The sequence below is a fragment of the Kutzneria sp. CA-103260 genome (assembly GCF_018263855.1).
Classification (GTDB): Bacteria; Actinomycetota; Actinomycetes; order Mycobacteriales; family Pseudonocardiaceae; genus Kutzneria.
This window is the reverse complement of record NZ_CP073318.1, coordinates 6,782,102-6,801,419: the sequence shown is the minus strand read 5'-3', so window position 1 is coordinate 6,801,419 and position 19,318 is coordinate 6,782,102. Positions and strand designations below refer to the sequence as shown.

Annotated in this window: 21 protein-coding genes; 6 read left to right on the top strand and 15 right to left on the bottom strand. The window is 70.5% G+C overall.

Annotated elements, in window-relative coordinates; genetic code table 11:
* Positions 1–27: 27 nt before the first annotated feature.
* From JJ691_RS29905 to JJ691_RS29895, 3 genes are read right to left on the bottom strand one after another with little or no spacing between them, the layout of a single operon-like run.
* On the bottom strand, positions 28–1,668 hold the full coding sequence (locus JJ691_RS29905) for an ABC-F family ATP-binding cassette domain-containing protein (protein WP_211762938.1): 1,641 nt from the start codon (positions 1,666–1,668) through the stop codon (positions 28–30).
* Positions 1,669–1,681: 13 nt separating this feature from the next.
* Positions 1,682–2,620, bottom strand: coding sequence for an adenosine deaminase family protein (locus JJ691_RS29900; RefSeq protein WP_211762937.1), 939 nt, complete (start codon positions 2,618–2,620; stop codon positions 1,682–1,684).
* Positions 2,613–3,575, bottom strand: a complete 963-nt coding sequence (locus tag JJ691_RS29895; RefSeq protein WP_211762936.1) for a bile acid:sodium symporter family protein — start codon at positions 3,573–3,575, stop codon at positions 2,613–2,615. Before JJ691_RS29895 ends, JJ691_RS29900 begins: the two co-directional genes overlap by 8 nt.
* 88 nt (positions 3,576–3,663) lie before the next feature.
* On the opposite strand from JJ691_RS29895, the gene JJ691_RS29890 reads away from it, so the two are divergent.
* Genes JJ691_RS29890 through JJ691_RS29880 form a run of 3 tightly spaced genes read left to right on the top strand, consistent with a single transcriptional unit; the run spans position 3,664 to position 6,800 of the window.
* Entirely contained in the window at positions 3,664–4,530 is an 867-nt protein-coding gene (locus JJ691_RS29890) for an LLM class F420-dependent oxidoreductase (protein WP_211762935.1), read from the top strand.
* Positions 4,531–4,581: 51 nt separating this feature from the next.
* On the top strand, positions 4,582–5,187 hold the full coding sequence (locus JJ691_RS29885) for a histidine phosphatase family protein (protein ID WP_211762934.1): 606 nt from the start codon (positions 4,582–4,584) through the stop codon (positions 5,185–5,187).
* Between the two features lie 53 nt (positions 5,188–5,240).
* Positions 5,241–6,800, top strand: a complete 1,560-nt coding sequence (locus JJ691_RS29880; RefSeq protein ID WP_249227101.1) for a long-chain-fatty-acid--CoA ligase — start codon at positions 5,241–5,243, stop codon at positions 6,798–6,800.
* Here the strand turns inward: JJ691_RS29880 and JJ691_RS29875 are convergent.
* The 8 genes from JJ691_RS29875 to JJ691_RS29840 all read right to left on the bottom strand — a co-directional run bounded on the left by JJ691_RS29875 (position 6,797) and on the right by JJ691_RS29840 (position 14,366).
* A complete protein-coding gene (locus tag JJ691_RS29875) occupies positions 6,797–7,897 on the bottom strand; it encodes an alkaline phosphatase family protein (RefSeq protein WP_211771800.1) in 1,101 nt (366 codons plus the stop codon). The two genes, JJ691_RS29880 and JJ691_RS29875, sit on opposite strands and share 4 nt — an antisense overlap.
* Before the next feature lie 134 nt (positions 7,898–8,031).
* Positions 8,032–9,057: a LacI family DNA-binding transcriptional regulator gene (locus tag JJ691_RS29870; protein ID WP_211762933.1), complete on the bottom strand. Its 1,026-nt coding sequence runs from the start codon at positions 9,055–9,057 to the stop codon at positions 8,032–8,034.
* A 15-nt stretch (positions 9,058–9,072) separates the two neighbouring features.
* On the bottom strand, positions 9,073–10,029 hold the full coding sequence (locus tag JJ691_RS29865) for a hypothetical protein (RefSeq protein ID WP_211762932.1): 957 nt from the start codon (positions 10,027–10,029) through the stop codon (positions 9,073–9,075).
* A gap of 75 nt (positions 10,030–10,104) precedes the next feature.
* Entirely contained in the window at positions 10,105–11,133 is a 1,029-nt protein-coding gene (locus JJ691_RS29860; protein WP_249227100.1) for a lysylphosphatidylglycerol synthase transmembrane domain-containing protein, read from the bottom strand.
* Positions 11,130–11,975, bottom strand: a complete 846-nt coding sequence (locus JJ691_RS29855; protein ID WP_211762931.1) for an SAM-dependent methyltransferase — start codon at positions 11,973–11,975, stop codon at positions 11,130–11,132. Before JJ691_RS29855 ends, JJ691_RS29860 begins: the two co-directional genes overlap by 4 nt.
* A complete protein-coding gene (locus JJ691_RS29850) occupies positions 11,903–12,973 on the bottom strand; it encodes a glycosyltransferase family 4 protein (protein WP_211771798.1) in 1,071 nt (356 codons plus the stop codon). Before JJ691_RS29850 ends, JJ691_RS29855 begins: the two co-directional genes overlap by 73 nt.
* Before the next feature lie 8 nt (positions 12,974–12,981).
* Positions 12,982–13,380, bottom strand: coding sequence for a 6-pyruvoyl trahydropterin synthase family protein (locus JJ691_RS29845; protein WP_211771797.1), 399 nt, complete (start codon positions 13,378–13,380; stop codon positions 12,982–12,984).
* Positions 13,381–13,382: 2 nt separating this feature from the next.
* Positions 13,383–14,366 carry a zinc-dependent alcohol dehydrogenase gene (locus JJ691_RS29840; RefSeq protein WP_211762930.1) on the bottom strand — a complete coding sequence of 328 codons (984 nt, stop codon included), beginning with the start codon at positions 14,364–14,366 and terminating at the stop codon, positions 13,383–13,385.
* A gap of 61 nt (positions 14,367–14,427) precedes the next feature.
* Here JJ691_RS29840 and JJ691_RS29835 point away from each other — a divergent pair, with 61 nt between their 5' ends.
* Together JJ691_RS29835 and JJ691_RS29830 are read left to right on the top strand one after the other, a co-directional pair.
* Positions 14,428–15,174, top strand: coding sequence for a CDP-alcohol phosphatidyltransferase family protein (locus tag JJ691_RS29835; protein WP_249227099.1), 747 nt, complete (start codon positions 14,428–14,430; stop codon positions 15,172–15,174).
* 58 nt (positions 15,175–15,232) lie between these two features.
* Positions 15,233–15,511, top strand: a complete 279-nt coding sequence (locus JJ691_RS29830) for a hypothetical protein (RefSeq protein WP_211762928.1) — start codon at positions 15,233–15,235, stop codon at positions 15,509–15,511.
* On the opposite strand, the gene JJ691_RS29825 is transcribed toward JJ691_RS29830, so the two are convergent.
* Positions 15,497–15,841, bottom strand: a complete 345-nt coding sequence (locus JJ691_RS29825) for an MmcQ/YjbR family DNA-binding protein (protein WP_211762927.1) — start codon at positions 15,839–15,841, stop codon at positions 15,497–15,499. The two genes, JJ691_RS29830 and JJ691_RS29825, sit on opposite strands and share 15 nt — an antisense overlap.
* A complete protein-coding gene (locus JJ691_RS29820; protein ID WP_211762926.1) occupies positions 15,838–16,986 on the bottom strand; it encodes a cytochrome P450 in 1,149 nt (382 codons plus the stop codon). The genes JJ691_RS29825 and JJ691_RS29820 overlap by 4 nt, the downstream gene beginning before the upstream one ends.
* A gap of 32 nt (positions 16,987–17,018) precedes the next feature.
* Between JJ691_RS29820 and JJ691_RS29815 the strand changes: the two genes are divergently transcribed.
* Positions 17,019–17,378: an arsenate reductase family protein gene (locus JJ691_RS29815; RefSeq protein WP_211762925.1), complete on the top strand. Its 360-nt coding sequence runs from the start codon at positions 17,019–17,021 to the stop codon at positions 17,376–17,378.
* A gap of 55 nt (positions 17,379–17,433) precedes the next feature.
* Here the strand turns inward: JJ691_RS29815 and JJ691_RS29810 are convergent, their stop codons facing one another.
* The gene (locus JJ691_RS29810) at positions 17,434–18,498 is read right to left on the bottom strand and encodes an NAD(P)H-dependent amine dehydrogenase family protein (protein ID WP_211762924.1); all 1,065 of its coding nucleotides are present in this window, start codon (positions 18,496–18,498) and stop codon (positions 17,434–17,436) included.
* An 11-nt stretch (positions 18,499–18,509) separates the two neighbouring features.
* Positions 18,510–19,277, bottom strand: a complete 768-nt coding sequence (locus tag JJ691_RS29805) for an SDR family oxidoreductase (protein ID WP_211762923.1) — start codon at positions 19,275–19,277, stop codon at positions 18,510–18,512.
* Between the last annotated feature and the right edge of the window lie 41 nt (positions 19,278–19,318).

Below are 19,318 nucleotides of genomic sequence, written 5' to 3'. Positions count from 1 at the left end.
AACCCGCTGCCCCGCGACACCAGCGGGTCAGCGCCGGTCGAACACCTTGCCGTCGACCACTTCGAGGCGGCGGGTGGTGTGCACGGCGTCCAGCATCCGGCGGTCGTGGGTGACCAGCAGCAGCGTGCCGGGGTAGTTGGCCAGCGCGGACTCCAGCTGTTCGATGGCGGCCAGGTCGAGGTGGTTGGTCGGCTCGTCCAGCACCAGCAGGTTCACCCCGCGGGCCTGGAGCAGCGCCAGAGCGGCCCTGGTCCGCTCGCCGGGGGAGAGGGTGACGGCCGGCCGCAGCACGTGGGCGGCGCCGAGGCCGAACTTGGCCAACAGGGTGCGGACCTCGGCGTGGGCCATCTCGGGCACGGCCGCGCCGAACGACTCCAGCAGCGTGGCGTCGCCGAAGAACAGCTGCCGGGCCTGGTCGACCTCGCCGACGACCACGCCGTGGCCCAGGCTGGCGTTGCCCTCGTCGAGAGGGATCCGTTCGAGCAGGGCCGCGAGCAAGGTGGACTTGCCGGCGCCGTTGGCCCCGGTGATGGCCACCTTGTCGGCCCAGTCGACCTGAAGATCCACCGGCCCGAGGGTGAAGCCGCCACGGCGGACAACCGCACCGCGCAGTGTGGCCACCACGCTGCCGGAACGGGGCGCGGCGGCGATCTCCATCCGTAGCTCCCACTCCTTGCGGGGCTCCTCGACGACCTCCAGCCGTTCCAGCATCTTGTCGGTCTGCCGGGCCTTGGCCGCCTGCTTCTCGCTGGACTCGACCCGCAAGCGCTTGCCGATCTTGTCGTTGTCCGGCTGCTTGCGCCGGGCGTTGCGCACGCCCTTGTCGGCCCAGGCCCGCTGCATCCGGGCCCGCTCCTCCAGCGAGGACTTTGTGTCGGCGTACTCCTCGTACTCCTCGCGGGCGTGCCGGCGCGCGGTGGCCCGCTCCTCCAGGTACGACTCGTAGCCGCCGCCGTAGGTGTTGACCTGCTGCTGGGCCAGGTCCAGCTCAACTACCCGGGTCACTGTCCGGGCCAGGAACTCGCGGTCGTGGCTGACCAGCACCGTGCCGGCGCGCAGGCCGGCGACGAAGCGCTCCAGCCGGTCCAGGCCGTCCAGGTCCAGGTCGTTGGTCGGCTCGTCGAGCAGGAAGATGTCGTACCGGCTGAGCAGCAGCGACGCCATGCTGGTGCGGGCCGCCTGGCCGCCGGACAGCGAGGTCATCGCCTGGTCGAGGCCGATGGTCAGGCCCAGATCGGCGATCACCTCGTCGATCCGCTCGTCCAGGTCCGCGCCTCCCAGCGACAGCCAGCGGTCCAGCGCCGTGGCGTACGCGTCGTCAGCGCCCGGTTTTTCGGCAGTGAGCGCCTCGGTGGCCACGTCCATGTCCAGCTGCGCCTGCGTGACGCCGGTGCGGCGGCCCAGGAACGCCCGGACGGTCTCGCCGGCGCGGCGCTCGGGCTCCTGCGGCAGGTGGCCGACGGTGGCCGTCGGCGGGTTCAGCCGGATCGACCCCTGCTCGGCGGGGATCAGTCCGGCCAGCGTCTGCAGCAGGGTGGACTTGCCGGCGCCGTTCACGCCGACCAGCCCGATCACGTCGCCAGGGGCGACGACCAGGTCCAGGCCGGAGAACAGCACGCGGTCGCCGTGCCCGGCGGCGAGGTCCTTGGCTACGAGTGTGGCGCTCATCAGACCTGTGAGTCTATTCGCCGCCGTCGAGCCAGTTGCCGATCCCCGCATGCAACGCCGCCTTCACTGCGTCGGGGGCGAACGAGGCGTCCACGCCGGCTCGGGCCAGGCAGGCCAGCGCCGCGTCGTCGTAACCGAAGACCTTTCGGATCCGCTCGTACTCGGTGACCAGGTCCGTACCCACCGAAGCCGGCACGTCGGTGTTCACCGTGACCCGCAGCCCGGCCTCGACCAGCCTCGGCAGCGGGTGCTCCGGCCAGGACGGCACCAGCCCCAGGCCGACGTTCGAGGACGGGCACACCTCTAGCGGCACCCCCTGGTCCAGCAGTCGCGCCACCAGATCGGGTGACTCCAGGCAGCGGATGCCGTGGCCGATCCGGGCGGCGTGGCCGAGGTCCAGGGCCTCGGCGATGCTGTCCGGACCCGCGTCCTCGCCGGCGTGGTGCACCAGCCGGACGCCGGCATCCCTTGCGGCGTCGAGCAGTTCGGCGAACGGCTGCATGGAGTGCCGTTCCTCGCCGGCCATGCCGATCGCCACCACCCGGTCGTGATTGCGGGCCAGCTCAAGCGTCTTCGCGAACCGCTCCGGCGAGCGCCGCCGGGAGTGGTCCAGGATCACGGTGAATTCCGGGGCCAGACCGTCGAGGACCGCCGCCAGCGGCATGTCCGGATCGCCGAGCCGCTCCCCGTGCGCGGCGGCCGTGAACGTCACCTCGCCGTAGCGAACCCCTTGCGCCGCCTGGTCTTCGCAGAACTCGGCGGCGATCCGGGTGAAGTGCTCCGGCCGGGTCAGACACTGCCGGACCAGCGAGTTGTGGTCGGCGAACGACCGGAAGCCGTCGAACTCCGTGGTGTCCGAGGCGAAGCCCAGCTCGGCCAGTGTCGACGGCCGGATCGTGCTCTCCAGGTGGACGTGCAGGTGCGCCTTGGGCAGCGCGGCCAGGTCACGCATGGGAGTACTGGTCGGCGTAGCGGCGGGCCAGCCAGGCGCAGACCATCAGCTGCATCTGGTGGAACAGCATCAGCGGCAGCACGATCAGGCCGACCGCGCCGGCCGGGAACAGCACGCTGGCCATCGGCAGCCCGCTGGCCAGGGACTTCTTCGAGCCGCAGAACACGATGGCGATCTCGTCAGCCCGGCCGAAGCCGAGCCGGCGGGCCAGCACCGTGGTCGACAGCAGGACAAACGCCAGCAAGGCGGCATTCACGGCGAGCAGCAGGCCGAGGTCGGTGATCGAGAGGCGGCCCCAGATGCCGGCGACCACACCCTCGCTGAAAGCGGCGTACACGACCAACAGGATGGATCCCCGGTCCACATAGCCCAACACCTTTTTGTGCCGGGTGAGGAAGCCGGCGATCCACCGGCGCAGCACCTGGCCGGCGACGAACGGGGCCAGCAACTGCAGCAGGATGTCCCGGATCGAGTCGAGGGACACGCCGCCGCTGCCGTTGACGATGAACACCGTGACCAGCACCGGGGTCAGCACGATGCCGATCAGGTTGGAGAAGGACGCGCTGCAGATCGCGGCGGCGACATTGCCGCGGGCGATCGAGGTGAACGCGATCGACGATTGCACGGTGGAGGGCAGGCAGCACAGGAACATCAGCCCGGTCCACAGCTCCGGGGTCAGCACCGTCGGCACCAGCAGCCGGCACAGCAGCCCCAGCACCGGGAACAGCACGAAGGTGCAGGCCAGCACCAGCGTGTGCAGGCGCCAGTGCTTCAGTCCGTCCAGCGCTTCCCGAGTGGACAGCCGCGCGCCGTAGAGGAAGAACAGGAAACCGATCGCGATCGTGGTGACATGACCCAGTCCGGTCGCGTAGATCCCCCGAGCGGGTAGCAGGGACGCCACTCCCACGGTGGCCAACAGCGCCAGGATGTAGGGATCGAGCCGTAGCCGGGACATTCCGGCAGCATAAGCACGGCATTGACCTGGAGTGCGCTCCAGGACATAGCGTTGTGGCGACACTCACGACACCGAATGGGAGACGACCGTGCGAGTCGGCGTCCACGTCACCAAGTTCGACCACCCGTCGGGGTCCGCCGGCATCGGCCCGGAGCTGGCCGCCGTCGGCCAGGCCGCCGAGGCCGCCGGGATCGGCTGGCTGTCGGTGATGGACCACTACTTCCAGATGGAGCACAACGGCGGCGCGCCGGACAACATGCTGGAGGGCTACACGACGCTGGGCTTCCTGGCGGCGCACACCTCGACCATCGAGCTCAGCCTGCTGGTCACTGGCGTCACCTACCGGCACCCGGGCCTGCTGGCCAAGATCGTCACCACCCTGGACGTGCTGTCCGGCGGCCGCGGCACGCTCGGCATCGGCGCCGCCTGGTACGACCGCGAGCACGCCGGCCTCGGCGTGCCGTTCCCGCCGCTCAAGGAGCGGTTCGAGCGGCTCGAGGAAACGCTGCGGATCTGCCACCAGATGTGGGACAACAGCAACGACGGCCCGTTCGAGGGCAAGCACTACCAGCTGGCCGAGACCATCAACCACCCGCCGGCCGTGCGCTCGCCGCGGCCCCGCGTGCTGATCGGCGGCGGCGGTGAGAAGAAGACGCTGCGGCTGGTCGCCCAGTACGCCGACGCCTGCAACCTGTTCACCACCTCCCCCGAGGAGGTCGGCCACAAGATCGACGTCATCCGGCAGCACTGCGACGCCGTCGGCCGCGACTTCGCGGAGATCGAGGTGACGATCACCGCCCGCACCGACGCCGATCCGGACACCTTCGCCAAGCAGTTGGAGCCGTACGGCAAGCTCGGCGTGAAGACGGTGATCGTGGCGCCGCCCACCGGCACGCCGGCCAAGTGGATCGAGGAGTTCGCCGGCCCGCTCGCACAGCGGGTCGCCGACCTGTAGTCGTCGTGATGTGGCCCCCGGTTGCCGGGGGCCACATCTGTCTACTGTGGAGTGACGACTTTGGCGCGGCTGCTGCTGGTCCGGCACGGCGAGTCCGACCACACCCTGCGCGGCCCGGAGGGGCTGACCGCGAACGGCCGGCGACAGGCCGAGGACCTGGCCGGTCGGCTCGTGGCCGAGGAGCGCGGACCGGTCGTGGTGTGTTCGTCCACGGAGGTTCGTGCGATCGAAACGGCGGCGGTGATCGCCGACCGCTTCGGCGTGCCCCCGGCGCAGGACTGCGGCCTCTGCACGTGGCACACCCCGGCGGCGGCCACCGGCCTGACCGCCGCCGAATTCCAGCGGCGGTTCGGGATCGAGGGCGGCGGCGTGTTCCGGCCGTTCGAGACCGGGAACGAGGCGTGGGCGGAGCTGGTCCTCAGGGTCAGCCGCGCGTTGCTCGAACTGGCCGCCCGGCACCGCGACGAGACCGTGATCGCGGTCGGTCACAAGGAAACGGTCGAGGCATCCTTCGTGGCGTTCGGCAACCAGCCGCTGCTGCGCGGCTTCGACCTGGCCGTCGCGCCGGCGTCGGTGACCGAGTGGACCACCGACGGCGATCCGACCGACTGGCCGCCGCCCCGCTGGATCCTGCACCGCCTCTCGGCATTGTCTTAGCCGCGTTGCCTGGGTAACGTCGGAAGTCACTGCCGCACAAGGGAGTGTGGACGATGATCGCTGCAACGCATCCGGACGTCGCCGCCGCGACCGCGGCCGGCAGCATGGCGTTGGCCAACCAGCTCGCCCGTGCCGCCCGGATCTTCCCGGACCGGGTCGCGCTCCAGATGGACGAAACCCGCCGCACCTACACCGAACTCGACCGTCGAGTCAATCGGCTGGCCCGGGCCTTGCGCGAACGCGGTGTGCACGCCGGTGACCGAGTGGCCGTGCTGGCCACCAACCGTATCGAGACCGTCGAAGCGTTCTACGCCGTGCTGCGGCTCGGCGCCATCGTCGTGCCCATCAACTTCCGTTTGGTGGCCGGCGAAGTCGCCTACATCGTGCACGACTGCACGGCCGGCCTGATGATCGTCGACGACGTGACCGCACCGCTGGCCGCGGCCACCTTGTCCGAAGTGGACTGTGTGCGGTCGACCCTGCGCATCGGCCACGAGTTCGAGGAAGCCGTGGCGATCGAGCCCGACGACCCGCTGGACATCGTTGTGCCGGAGCAGGATCCGGCGTTCATCATGTACACCTCCGGCACCACCGGCCGGCCCAAGGGCGCGGTTCTCACGCACCGCAACCTCGCCTTCGCCGGCATGCTGCAACGGATCGCCGCCGGCGGCAAGTGTCCCAACGGCGAGACGGTGCTGCTGGGTGTGCCGATGTTCCACATCGCCGGCATGGGCACCGCGCTCGGCCGGCTGATCGGCGGCGACCGGGTGGTGATCTACTCCGGCGCCGGCTTCGACCCGGTCGAGACCGTGGACCTGTTGGAGCGGGAGCAGATCACCCACACCTTCTTCGTGCCGAGCCAGTGGCAGGCGATCTGCGCGGTGCCGGGCGTCAAGGAACGAAACCTGGTGCTGAACAACATCACCTGGGGTGCGTCGCCGGCCACGCCGTCCACTCTGCAGGCGCTGGCCGACACCTTCCCCGACGCCAGCGCGTTCACCGCCTTCGGGCAGACGGAGACGTGCGCGGTCGTGTGCCTGCTGCGGGCCGAGGACGCCATCCGCAAGCGCGGCTCGGTCGGCACCCCGATCCCCGGCATCGAAGTGCGCGTCGTCGACGACGAGATGCGGGACGTGAAACCAGGTGAGGTCGGCGAGATCGTCTACCGCGGGCCGGTGATCACGCCCGGCTACTGGGGCAAGCCCGAGGCCACCGCGGAGGCCTTCGCCGGCGGCTGGTTCCACTCCGGCGACCTGTGCCGGGTCGACGAGGACGGCTTCGTCTGGGTGGTGGACCGCAAGAAGGACATGATCATCTCTGGTGGCGAGAACATCTACTGCGCCGAGGTGGAGGCGGTCATCGACAGCCATCCCAAGGTCGCCGAGGTGGCTGTGATCGGGACCCGGCACGAGAAGTGGGTGCAGACCCCGGTCGCCGTGGTCACCGCCGTCGACCCGGCCGACCCGCCCACACTGGCCGACGTCGTCGAGCACTGCCGGGACCGGCTCGCTTCGTTCAAGAAGCCGACTGCCGTGATCGTGGTGGACAGCCTGCCGCGCACCGCCACCGGCAAAGTGCAGAAGTTTGAGCTGCGCAAGCTCTACGCCGACTAGTCACGGGTGAAGGTGAGCAACGGCACCAGCATCTCGGCCGGGGTCAGCGAACCGTGCACGCCGCGGAAGCCGGACTCGATCGGCTCCCTGACCGTGCGCACGACGCAGACCTCGCCGAGGGCGCCAGCGATGACGTCGCCGATCCTCGGCCGCACCCGGTCGGAGACCGCCCCGAACCAGCCCTCGTCGACGGCCTGCTCCTGGCTCACCACCAAAGCCTTGTCGCCCAACACGTTTCGCCACGCTGCGAGCACGTCGTCGGCGGCGCCCGGCTCCGTGTAGACGTGTCGCACGCGGGGCTCGCCGCCGAGCAGCCGAACCCCTTCCTGGAGTTGGGGGTCCGTGTCGTAGTCCACTGTGGACGTCATTGGTACCATGCCGTGATCAGCCGTGACAGCCAGCAGGGCGCCCGGTGGCAACGCGTCGACCGCCGTCGCCACCATGCGGTCGACGTGGTTGAGCTGCCACCGCCATTCCAGTGATCCCGGACCGTAGACGTGGCCCATCGTGTCCAGATCGCCGTGGTACGCATAGCAGAACCCGTCGCGGTTGGCCACGATCTTGGCGGTGAGGTCACCCAGCCCGAATGTCGGCTCGAACACGCCGCCGCGCAACACGCTCCGGGTCAGGCCCGAGCCGCGCTGCAGCATCGGTGCCGCGATCGTGACGGCGATGCCGGCCCGCTCGAACAGCGTCGGCAACGGCTGGATCTCCTCCGGCACCAGCGTTTGCCGCGCGTCCGCGCCGTTGGCTCGCCAGGGCAGCGGATACAGCAGGTCCGGCGCCGCGAAGCTGGTGCCGACAATGCCGTGCTCGCCGGATGTCAGCCCGGTGCCGAACGAGGCCACGCTCGTCGCCGTCGTGCTGGGAAACCCCGCCGTCAGCGGCTCCTGGCCCGCCATGCGCCCGGCCAGGAACGGCGCATCCTCGGCATACTTCGCCAGCAGCTCCCAGCCGAGGCCGTCAATCAGCAGCAGGCAAGCCGCGGACGTCCGCGGCACGCCCAACACGTTGTCGAAACCAGCCACGCCGAGCGCGGCGAGCAACGACGGCGTCACCTCGCAGAGCGAGCGCTCACCGTAACGCGGCAGGATCATGTCGGCCACGCAGGCAGACTAACGCCGCCCCCGCGATCGTCCAGCACACCGCCCGCGATCGTCCGACTTCCCGACTTCGTGCGCCGGGCTGCTTTTCGGCGAAAAGGAGGATTTCGTCGCGAAGGGGGAGTTCGTCAGCGGGGAGCGGCGGCGGCGAAGGGGGCGACGGCGGTGCTCCGGCGGACGGTGAGGCGCGGCGGGAGGAGACGGACCTCGGGGGCCGGCGGGCCGGAGAGCTGGCGGATGGTCATGCGCACGGCGAGGTCGCCGACCTCGGGGGCGGGGATGGCGACGGAGGTGAGGGGGATGGCGCCGAGGTCGGCCATGTTGTCGGGGCAGACCGCGACGACGGAGATGTCGTCGGGCACCCGGAGGCCGCGGGCGTGCAGGCCGGCGAGGATGTCGGGGAGCACCGCCTCGTTGTGCACGACGAGGCCGGTGACGTGGGGATTCTCGGCGAAGACCTGGTCGAGGCAGGCCATGGCGGAGTCGTAGGAGTGACCACAGGGGTGGGCGGTGGTGTGGATGCGGCGCTGGACGGCGGCGCAGTCGTAGCCGTGGCGGAAGCGCCGGGCGAAGCTGGTGCCGCGCCGGTAGACGGCGGGGGAGGGGCCGACCAGGGCGATGTCCCGGTGCCCGAGGTCGGCGAGGTGGTGCACGCAGGTCGCGCCGGCGGCGGTGAAATCCAGGTCGACGCAGCTCAGGCCGTCGGGCTGCTCGGGCAGTCCGATCAGCACGGTCGGCCGGTCGAGGGTGGCGAGCATGGGGATACGGCCGTCGGCGGACTCGACGTCCATCACGATCAGCGCGTCGGCGATCGCGGACGACGCAACCCGGCGTAACTCGGCGGGGCCGTCGTCCTTGGTCAGCAGCAACAGGTCCAGGTCGTGCTCACGGGCGGAGGTGACCACCGAGGAGACGAACTGCATGATCACCGAAAGGTTGAGGTCCGCGCGCAGCGGCACGGCGAGGGCCACCACATTGGTGCGGTTGCTGGCCAGCGCCCGCGCGCCGGCGTTGGGGTGGTAGCCGAGATCGCGGATGCACTGCTCGACCCGGTTGCGGGTGTCCGTCGAGATGCGTCTCTTGCCGCTGATCACGTACGACACCGTGCTCGGCGCGACGCCGGCTGCCCGCGCGACGTCCACAATGGTCACCACGGCGGCCCTCCACGGCTACAGGATGCGGTCTCGTCCCTCCACGGCCATTCTCGTCGTCCGAGCCAGAAATGTTTCATCAATCTGATGGGACGGCACACTTTTGTTGTTCTCGCGGTAGAGCTGCCAGGCGTGGTCGATGCCGAGCACCAGCTCTTCCAGCAGCGTCCGGGCCGTCACCCCGTTCCGGACCATCCCGATCACGATGTCCCGGGGCGACTCGCCGAGGGCCAGCCGCCGCATGGCCTGCATCGGGAGCTCCTCGCCCAGCTCGTGCGCCGGGTTCGGCATGGGCCAGCGGGTCGGCGGCGCGTCGGACGGATCGTCCTCCGAAGCCCGACGGGCGATCATGATGGCCGAGGAGAACCAGTGCACCGCGGCCACCGACGCCGAGGTGGCGTCGATCTTCGTGTACAGCTCGGGTGGCCCCATCGGGACCTGCTCGAAGTACGCGTGCGCGGCGGCCACCTGCTGGGGCTGCGGATCCAGCCTGGTCAGCACCACCGCCTGGTTGGCCCGGCCGGTCAGATCGCCCAGCGCGGCCTGGCGCATCGCGGCGACCTCCGCCTCGACGTCGGCGACCGCCTGGTCGGTGACGCGGCCGTCGGCGATCCGGTGCAGCGTCCGGCCGACCCGGTGGGCGGACTCCATCACCGCGCTCTCGCAGATCCGGATCTGGTTGCCCACCGGCAGGTTCGGCTCCCGCAGCGCCTCGGTGACCAGGCCGACGGCCAACTGGTCGCGGGCCCGGCGCAGCGCCTCCTCCGGCTGGTCCACGGCCGCGGTGAGCGGGTGGGTGTAGGTGTGCCACAACCGGTTGGACAGGTGCGTGAGGTCGTAGCCGAGCTGCAACGCGTCTTCCGGGTCGGGCAGGTGCTCACCGAACGCCACGGCCGTCTCGGCGACGTTGCCGATGCCGACGCTCCAGACCGCCAGCAAGGCGTTTCTGGTCCGATCGTAGGCGTACTCGGTCACCGGCACAGGATCGCAGATCAACATGTGTGACGCGGTCACCTCGGTCCACCTGATCGGGTCATCCGCGCTGCCCACTCAGGCGGCCTGCGGCTGCACCTTCCGGCGGGCGATTGGCTCGGCGATGATCACGACCGGCTCCAGCGCGGGCTGCTCGACCGGAGTGACCGGTTCGACCGGTGCGGTCGGGCGGTGCACGCGGCGCAGCACGAGCACGGCGGCGCCGGGCAGGCTGGAGATCAGTGTCAGCACGCCGTAGACGACGGCGGTGGTGACGCCCTGGGTGGCGCCGAGCCCGGCGGCGGCGAACGCCAGCGCGGCGACGCCCTCGCGCGGGCCCCAGCCTCCGACGTTGATCGGCAGGCCCATCGCGATCAGCGCCAGCACCAGCAGCGGCAGCAACTGGCCGATCGACGCGGTGGAGCCGGCGGCCCGCGCGGCGACGACGAACAGGCTGAGGTGCCCGGCCAGCGTCGCGGCCGACAGCAGCACGACCGCCGGCCACGACCGGCGGCTCAGCAGGCTTCGCCGAACGTCGAGCATGGTCTTGGCCACCGCCTGCCGCCAACGCGGCCGTCGGGACGAAGTCGCGAGCACGACCGCGGCGGCGATGACCAGCAGCGCGCCGAAGACGATCGCGGCCGGCGCGGGCACGATGTCCCCGATCACCTTGGCGATCAGCGTCGGATCGGTGAGCAACACACCCACGCCGACGGCGAGGATCGCCAGCTGGCCGCCGGTCCGCTCCAGCACGACGGCCCGCACGCCGCGGCCGACGTCGCCGGTGTCGTGGCCGTTCTGCACCGCGCGGTGCACGTCGCCGAGCACACCGCCCGGCAGCACGGCGTTGATGAACAGCGCCCGGTAGTAGTCGGCGACCGCGGTGCGCAGCGACAGCTTCAGCCCCAGCTGGTCGGCGACGACACACCAGCGCCAGGCGCTGAACAACGTGGTGAGGAAGCCGATGCCCAGCGCGGCGGCCACACCCCACGGGTTGATCTCGCTCAGACCGTCCACAAAGGCCCCGGTGCCCAGCCGCCACAGCAGGATTCCGATGATGGCCACGCCGGCGAGGATCTTCAGCCAGGGCCAGACCACGCGCATCATGCCGGCACCGCCAGCACGTCGACATGGCCGACGGAGCCGGTCAGCCGCCCCGCCTCGATCGCGTCGAGCCGCTGCCGCAGGTAGCTGGCGGCCGTGGCAGCCAGCTCCGGGCGCTGCTCGACGGCGGCGCCGACCCAGCCACGCAGCCACTCCGCGGTCAGCTCGCCGTGATCCCTACCCAGCTGCCACGGACTCGGCGCGACCTGGACGTTCGCGCCGTGCATCTCGAACGACTCGACGATGGCGGTCGGGGCGTCCGGACCAAGCAGTCGTCGACCGTCCTGGACACGACGCTGGTGTTCGTTGAACGCCGCGGTGATCTCGGCGTCGAAGGACTCGGCCGGCGACAGCTCCACCTCGCCGAGCACGGAGAGCGTGAACAGCGCGGGCACGCGGGCCTCGACACACGCGGCGGCGAGCCGGTCGACTTCGCCGGCGGTGAGGATGTCGAGCAGGGCGGAGGCGGTCACCAGAGAGGTGCCGGCGAGGTCGGCGGCGGTGACGCCGCCGAGATCACCCAACCGGGTCTCGACCGTGACGGGGGCTGTGGAGGTCACACCCATATACACGTGCCCCAGCAGATCTGGTTCACGGTCCTGCATGATCCAGTGCTGCGGATTCGGCAGCAGCGGGCTCAGCCAGCGGCCCATCGAGCCGGTTCCGCAGCCCAGGTCCCGGATGACCAGCCGCTCGCGGCCGGCGAACAGCCGGACCAGTCGCTCGACGAGTTCGGTGGACCTGGCGGCGGCGTCAACCGGCTCGCGCAGCGTCAGCCACTCGGGGGTGAACTCCGCGTCACCTGCGTCAACACACTGGCCAGGCTCTTCGAGGTTTCCGCCCATCCATCCAGCATGCCACGGCGCTCCCGGGCCGCTTTCCGGAGCCGTTCCCGCAGCTCAGCGTCGGTTAGCCAGCTCCGGAGCGCGGCCGCCAGCCCCGACGGCGGAACGAGCAGGCCGGGCACGCTGCCGTCCGGCGCGTGGCCCACGGTCCGGGGCAGCGGGTCGACGTCGGTCGCGAGCACCGGAATGCCGCGGGCCAGCGCTTCGGTGACGACCATGCCGTACGTCTCCGCCCGGGAGGCGAGCACGAACAGATCGGCGTCGGCGTAGCTCTGCTCGAGTTCGTCGCCGTGCTGCGGGCCGACGAAATCGACCTTTTCGTGCGCACTGCTGCTTTTCAACCGAGCGACATGCTCCGGCGCGTGATGCAGCGCGCCGACGCAGACGAGATGCCAGTCGAGATCGTCGATCGTGGCCAACGCGTCGAGCAGCAGGTCGTGGCCCTTGCGCGGGGTCACCGACGCGACGCAGAGCAGCCGCGACGCGCCGTCCGTGCCATGGGCGAGCGGTGCGCGGTCGACACCGGGATTTGCGTTGTGAACTCGGTTCACAGGCAGATTGTGGTGTTCCGCCAGTTCACGGGCGGCCCACTCGCTGGTGGCGATCACCGCGTGGGCCGCGTGCAGCACTTCTCGTTCGCGACGGTCGAGGTCGTCGCGAACGGCCGGCGGCAGCCCGGTCTCCGCCGCCAGCCGCAGATGCACCAGCACGACGACGCGCAGCCGACGGGCCGCCGGCACGACGATCTCCGGAACGCCGCACGCGACCAAACCGTCGAAAAGCACGACTTCGCCGGAATCGAGGTCGTCGAGCGCCGACGCCAACTCCGCCCGCGCCGCCGCGTCGGGTCGCGGCCAGTCGCCGCCGACCAGGATTTCGTCGACATTCCAGCCGAGCGCCGATAAGCCGGCGCTCACCCGCCGGTCGTAGACGTTGCCGCCACTGGGGGCGGCGACGTCCACGACCTGCGCGGGCCAAACCGTGTGAACTGAGTTCACAGGCAAAGTCACAGTGAACGCTCGTAACTGGCCCAGGCGTTGTGCGACTCGTGCAGCGTGACGGAGATGCCGGACAGCCCGCTGGCCGACGGTCCGAGCGCGCCGGCCCCGACGCGGTCGGCGAGCCGGTCGGCGATGACCTTGGCCAGGAACTCGGTCGAGGTGTTGACGCCGGCGAAGGCCGGTTCCTCGTCCAGGTTCCGGTAGTTCAGCTCGCCGAGCAGCTCACTCAGCTGCTGGCTGGCCAGGCCGATGTCGACCACGATGTTGTCGTCGTCGAGCTCGGCCCGCCGGAACGTCGCGTCCACCACGAACGTCGCGCCGTGCAGCCGCTGGGCCGGTCCGAACACCTCGCCCCGGAAGCTGTGCGCGACCATGATGTGGTCGCGGACGGTGATGCTGAACAAGGTCATCCTCCTGACGGGTAGACGATGCGGTGACACAGCGCCGGCAGCCGGCCGTCGGCCAGCTGCGGCATGACTTCGGGCAGCGCGGCGAAGTCGCTGGAGCCGGTGATCAAGGCGTCGAACACCGGGTCGGCCAGCAGCTCCAGCGACACCGCGAGCCGGCTGGCGTAGGTGTGCCGGCCCCGCCGGGCGGCCGGAATGGTGCCGACCTGGCTGCTGCGGACCACCAGCCGCCGGGAGTGGAAGAACTCCCCGAGCGGGACGCTGACCTGCTTGTCGCCGTACCACGAGAGCTCGACGACCGTGCCCTCCGGCGTGAGCAGCTCCAGCGCCCGGGTCAGCCCCGCCGACGTCGCGCTGGCGTGCACGACCAGGTCGCAGCCGTCGGCCGCGTCCCCGGGCGCCACGAACTCCACTCCCAGCGAGGCCGCCACCGCCGCCCGTGACGGGTCGACGTCCACCAGCTGAACCCGCACGCCCGGGAACTTGGCCAGCAGCGCGGCCACCGAACACCCGACCATGCCGGCGCCGATCACCGCGATCCGGTCGCCGAGCAGGGGAGCGGCGTCCCACACCGCGTTGACGGCCGTCTCCACCGTGCCGGCCAGCACGGCACGGGCAGCCGGCACCGAATCGGGCAGAACGGTCACCGCGGCGGCCGGCACCACGTATCGTGTCTGGTGCGGGTACAGGCAGAACACGGTTCGCCCGACCAGGCCGGGCTCGCCGGCCTCGACGACGCCGACGTTGAGATAGCCGTACTTGACCGGGGCGGGGAACTCGCCGTCCTGAAACGGCGCGCGCATGAGGTCGTGCTGGCTGGCGGGCACGCCACCCCGGAACACCAGGGTCTCGGTGCCGCGGCTGACGCCGGAGAACAGCGTTCTGACCAGCACCTCGCCGGGGGCGGGGGCGGTCAGCGGCACCGGACGGATCTCGCCTTCACCCGGGCGCAGCAACCAGAACGCGTGTGCGGACAGGTCCATTTGAACCCTTCTACCACAGTGCACGTGTTCTGACCGGAGCATGAGCACGCGTGGAGGCAAGGTGACCACTCAGATTCGGCACGTATCGACGGTGACCCCCGGCGTGGTCGCCGGACTCGGCGCGCAGCTGGTCCTGCTGGCCCTGCTGTGGGCGGCGCTGCGCATCGGCCCGAGCGCGCTGGCCGCCGGCACCGCGTGCGCGGTGGTGACATGTGCGACCCTCGGTTACGCACTGCACCGCACCCGAGCTCGGACGTTCGGCCAGGCCAACTGGGTCACCATGTTCCGCGCCATCCTGGTCGGCGGCGTCACCGCGCTGGTCGCGGACGGCTTCATGCACGGCCACTCGACGGTCGCCATCGTGGCGCTCTCCGTGGTGGCGCTGATCCTGGACGGCGTAGACGGCCATGTCGCCCGCCGCACCGGCACCGCCACCGCGGTCGGGGCGCGGTTCGACATGGAGGTCGACGCGTTCCTGATCCTGGTGCTGAGCGTGTTCGTCGCGGAGTCGCTGGGGCCATGGGTGCTGCTCATCGGGGCCATGCGGTACGTCTTCGTCGCCGCCGGCTGGGTCATGCCGTGGCTGAAGGGCGCGCTGCCGCCGAGCTTCGCCCGCAAGACCGTCGCCGCCGCCCAGGGCATCCTGCTTGTCGTCGCTGCGTCCGGCCTGCTGTCCGAAAACGCGTCGATCGCAGTGGTCGGGCTCGCACTGGCCTCCCTGGTCTGGTCCTTCGGCCGGGACGTGCGCTGGCTGTGGCACAACCACAACCAGCCGCGGCGCGCGGAGACTTCCTTACCTCGCGCGTAATCGACTCGCTTCCCGCACCCGCCTACCGTCGGCGGTGACACCGAGGGAGGCGAGAACCATGACCCGCCAACACCGTCTGCTACGTCTGGTGCTGAAGATGGACCAGGCCGGATCGGCCGGCTACATCGCGCTCGCGCTGGTGATCACGCCGGTCCTGACGCTGATCAGCCCACTGCGGCAGCTGATGTGGCTGGTGGGCCTCGTGCTCGGCATCTCCGGACTGGCGTTGGGGCTGCTGGGTTTCCTGATGGCCTGGGGCCTGACCGTCACCATGGCCCGCGGCGAGGATCTGCCGGAGCAGGTGTGGGAATCGGTGAAGGTGCTACCGAAGCCGTAGCCGGACCATCTTGGGCAGGCCGGCGACCACCCGCTCGTAGGAGTGCTCGATCATCTCCTCGATCTGGTCTGGCGGGATGTCGCCGTCCAGCCGCACCGTGTTCCAGTGCTTCTTGTTCAGGTGGTAGCCGGGCGTCACGCCGTCGTACTGCTGCCGCAGGTGCATCGCCAGGCTCGGCTCGCACTTGAGCGACACCGACGGCCCGCTCGGGGCCAGGATCGCGAACACCTTGCCTTCGACCTTGTACACGTCCAGCCCCGGGCCGAACGGGTTCTCCTCGGTCGCCTGCGGGAACTGCAACGCGTAGGCCGCGACCTGTTCCAGTGTCACGCCGTCGCCCAGCGCACGTGCACACCGTCGGGCTTGCGGAACACCAGGCCCGTCGGCTCGGCCGGCTCGGTCAGTTCCAGACCTGGCAAGCGATCCAGCACGGTCTCGACGGCGATCCGCGTCTCCAACCGGGCCAGGTCGACGCCGAGGCAGAAGTGCGGGCCGTGTGCGAAGGCCAGCTGCTTGCGCAGGTTCGGGCGCCGCAGATCGAAGACGTCCGGGTTCTCGAACACCGCCGGATCCCGGTTGGCCGCCGTCAGCGACACGGTGACGAGATCGCCGCGCCTGATCGACGCCCCGGCCAGTTCCACGTCCCGCGTGGCATACCGGTCGACCACCGCCGCGGCCGGCTCCATACGCAGCGATTCCTCGACGGCGTCCGGGATCCGCGACCGGTCGGCCCGGACGATGTCCATTTGGGACGGATCGTTCAACAGGTGCAGCAGCACGTTGGCGATCATGCCCTCGGTGGTCTCGATGCCGCCGAACATCAGCACCGCCGCGTTCGACACCACCTCCGGCAGCGCCAGCGCCTCGGCCGCGTCGGCCAGCAGCGACGGGTTGTGCCGCGCCACCGAGCTCTCGATGTGCGCCCGCAGCTCGCCGAACGCCTCCACGCCAACGGAATCCGGCTTTCGCCCGGCCGAGATGTCGGCCACTGTGGACACGATCGCGTCGTACCAGGCCAGCACCCGCTTCGCGTCCGTGCCGTCCAGCCCCAGCGCGTCGGCCACCACGGCCACCGCCAACGGCCCGGCCAGCGCCCGCCGCAGCTCCGCCCGCCCGGTGTCGGCGAAGCCGTCCACCAGCCGGTCGCACTCGGCGCGGACGAAGTCGCCGAATCGGTCCGCGATCTCCCTCGGCCGGAACTGCCGTGAGAACGGCGCGCGGTGCCGGGCGTGCTCGTCGGCGTCCAGGGACAGCATCGACGGCCCGACCACCTGTCCGGTGGAGAATCGCGGGTCGTCCACCGTGAACGTCGCCGCGTCCCGCATCACCTGCAACGCCAGGTCGTGCCGGGTCACCAGCCACCCGTTCAGCGCCGGCAGCCAGGACACCGGCTCCGCCGCGCGCAGCCGGGCAAGCAGCGGGTGCGAGTCCGCCGTGAGCTCTCCGATCGTGGCTTCGGCGCCGACTGGGAACATGGATCCGAAGCTACCAGCCGTAAGCTGGGGCCGTGGAAATCTGGATCAACCCCGCGTGCTCGAAGTGCCGTTCGGCGCTGTCGATCCTGGACGAGGCCGGCGCCGAGTACACCGTGCGGCGCTATCTCGACGACCCACCGACCGAGGCCGAGCTGGTGGCCGTGCTGGACCGGCTGGGTCTGGAACCGTGGGACATCGCCCGCACCGGCGAGAAGGTCGCCGCCGAGCTCGCTCTCAAGACGTGGGAACGAACCGAGGCGACCCGCGCGCGGTGGATCAAGGCCCTGGCCGAGCACCCGATCCTGATCCAGCGTCCGATCATCACCGCCGACGACGGCCCGGCCGTGGTGGCCCGGACCGAGGACGCCGTGCGGTCGGTCCTCACAAACTGATCTTGAACACCCTTCGTCCGTCTCCGGCTACCGCCCCACCTTCGGACTTACTCGTCTAGCGGATCACCCCGCGCCCCGGGATCAGCGGCAGGTCCAGCGCCGAGACCAGGCGTGGCGGCAGGTCGTCCAGGTACGGCACGGCGTTGACGGCCCGCATCCCGGTGGCCAGGCAGCCACCGCTGACCGGGTCGCCGTCGACCTCGTGTCGGAACGCCGTCTCCTGGGTGATCTCGGGGCTGCCCTTGACGATGATCCGGTAGGCGTCGTTGTCCACCGACGCGGCCCGCGCCCATTCCGGGGCGGCGGCGTTGGTGATGCGGTTGACGTGTTCGATGACGATCCGCGGCTCGGACCCCACCCAGCCCCGGATCTCGAACCGCACGGCCGCGCAGTGTCCGGGCTCGATCACCCCGTGCTGGTAGGAGATCCGCTCCGGCGCCGCCCACTTCTCGTAGACGGTGTCGACGCGGTCCAGCTTCACCCCGACCGCGTCGGCGATCATGGGAATGGTGTGCCCCCAGGCGAAGATCAGGATCTCGGGGATCTCCAGCATGGCCTGGGTGTCGACCGGCAGGCCGAAGCCCATGACCTTGCTGTAGTCGCCGGCGTAGCTGGCGTAGTCGACGAGCTCCTGGATCCGCACGCTGTCGACCCGCCCGCAGACCCCCAGCAATGTCAACGGAAACAGGTCGTTGGCGAAGCCGGGATCGATGCCGGTGGTGAAGCAGGCCTTGCCCGCCTCGGCACACGCCTTCTCCAGCTCGGTGCGGACCTGGGGCGGGCAGGCGTCCGGATACACCAACGGCGTCATGGCGGTCGACACCACATGCTTGCCGGACCGCAGCGCCCGCGCCATGTTCTCGATGTTCTCCAGCGCGAACTCCGCCGTGGGGCCGAAGTAGGCGACCGCGTCGGCCTCACCGTCCAAAGCGGACTGGACGTCGGTGGTCGCCACGATCCCGACCGGGTCGGCCCCGATCAGCACGCCGGCGTCGACGCCGTCCTTGGCCGGGTCGTGCACGATCACCCCGGCCAGCTCGAACTCGGGATGGTCCAGCAGCTCGCGGATCACCAGCTTGCCGACGACCCCGGTGCCCCACACGATCACCTTGTGCGCCATCGCTTTTCCCCTCAGCGGAAGTACTCGCCACCGTTGACGAACAGGGTCTGGCCGGTCAGCATCCGCGCCCGGTCGGAGGCGAAGAACACCGCCGCCTCGGCCACGTCGACGTCCCCGGCGATCTCGCCCAGCGCGGCCTTGGCGGCGAGTTCGGCCTTGATCTCCTCCTCGGGCACGCCCCGGCTCTGCGCGGTCCACTGGATGTACATCTCGACGTTCGGGCCCAGCATCCAGCCGGGCACCACGGAGTTGACCCGGATCTTGCGCGGCCCGAGTTCCTTGGCCAGCGAGAACATCGCCGCGTGCAGCGCGCCCTTGGACGTGGCATAGGCCGCCTGCGGCAGTGTCGGCGAGAACGCCGCCTGGGTGCCGATGATCACCACTGACCCGCCGCGCACCGTCAACGCCGGCAGCGCCGCCTGGGTGAGCCGCATGGTGCCGATGACGTTGACGTCGAACACTTTCCGCCACAGGTCCAGGTCGGCGCCCTCAAGCCCGCCGAACACCCGGTCGCGGGCGGCCACGTGGATCACGGCGTCCACCGCCCCGAACTTCTCCATCGCCACCGACACCAGGTTCTCGCACGCCTGTGCGTCGGTGATGTTGGTGACGGCATACGCCGCCCGCGGCCCGATCTCCTCGGCCACTGCCGTCAGGTTGGCTTCCGTCCGCGCGCCGAGGACGACGTTCGCGCCGTCCCGGGCCGCCGCGAGCGCGGTCTGCCGGCCGAGGCCGGCTCCGACCCCGGACACGATCACTGTCTTGCCCTCGAGGACCACCCTAATAACGTAACAGCGTGTTACGTTATTCACAATGACGC

Excerpts from the sequence above, each read along its gene's own strand:
- JJ691_RS29875 (WP_211771800.1), bottom strand. The coding sequence starts at position 7,897 with ATGATCCTGCCGCGTTACGGTGAGCGCTCGCTCTGCGAGGTGACGCCG.
- JJ691_RS29900 (WP_211762937.1), bottom strand. The coding sequence starts at position 2,620 with ATGCGTGACCTGGCCGCGCTGCCCAAGGCGCACCTGCACGTCCACCTG.
- JJ691_RS29855 (WP_211762931.1), bottom strand. The coding sequence starts at position 11,975 with ATGGGCGGAAACCTCGAAGAGCCTGGCCAGTGTGTTGACGCAGGTGAC.
- JJ691_RS29840 (WP_211762930.1), bottom strand. The coding sequence starts at position 14,366 with ATGGACCTGTCCGCACACGCGTTCTGGTTGCTGCGCCCGGGTGAAGGC.
- JJ691_RS29905 (WP_211762938.1), bottom strand. The coding sequence starts at position 1,668 with ATGAGCGCCACACTCGTAGCCAAGGACCTCGCCGCCGGGCACGGCGAC.
- JJ691_RS29895 (WP_211762936.1), bottom strand. The coding sequence starts at position 3,575 with ATGTCCCGGCTACGGCTCGATCCCTACATCCTGGCGCTGTTGGCCACC.
- JJ691_RS29830 (WP_211762928.1), top strand. The coding sequence starts at position 15,233 with ATGACCCGCCAACACCGTCTGCTACGTCTGGTGCTGAAGATGGACCAG.
- JJ691_RS29820 (WP_211762926.1), bottom strand. The coding sequence starts at position 16,986 with ATGTTCCCAGTCGGCGCCGAAGCCACGATCGGAGAGCTCACGGCGGAC.
- JJ691_RS29880 (WP_249227101.1), top strand. The coding sequence starts at position 5,241 with ATGATCGCTGCAACGCATCCGGACGTCGCCGCCGCGACCGCGGCCGGC.
- JJ691_RS29860 (WP_249227100.1), bottom strand. The coding sequence starts at position 11,133 with ATGATGCGCGTGGTCTGGCCCTGGCTGAAGATCCTCGCCGGCGTGGCC.
- JJ691_RS29810 (WP_211762924.1), bottom strand. The coding sequence starts at position 18,498 with ATGGCGCACAAGGTGATCGTGTGGGGCACCGGGGTCGTCGGCAAGCTG.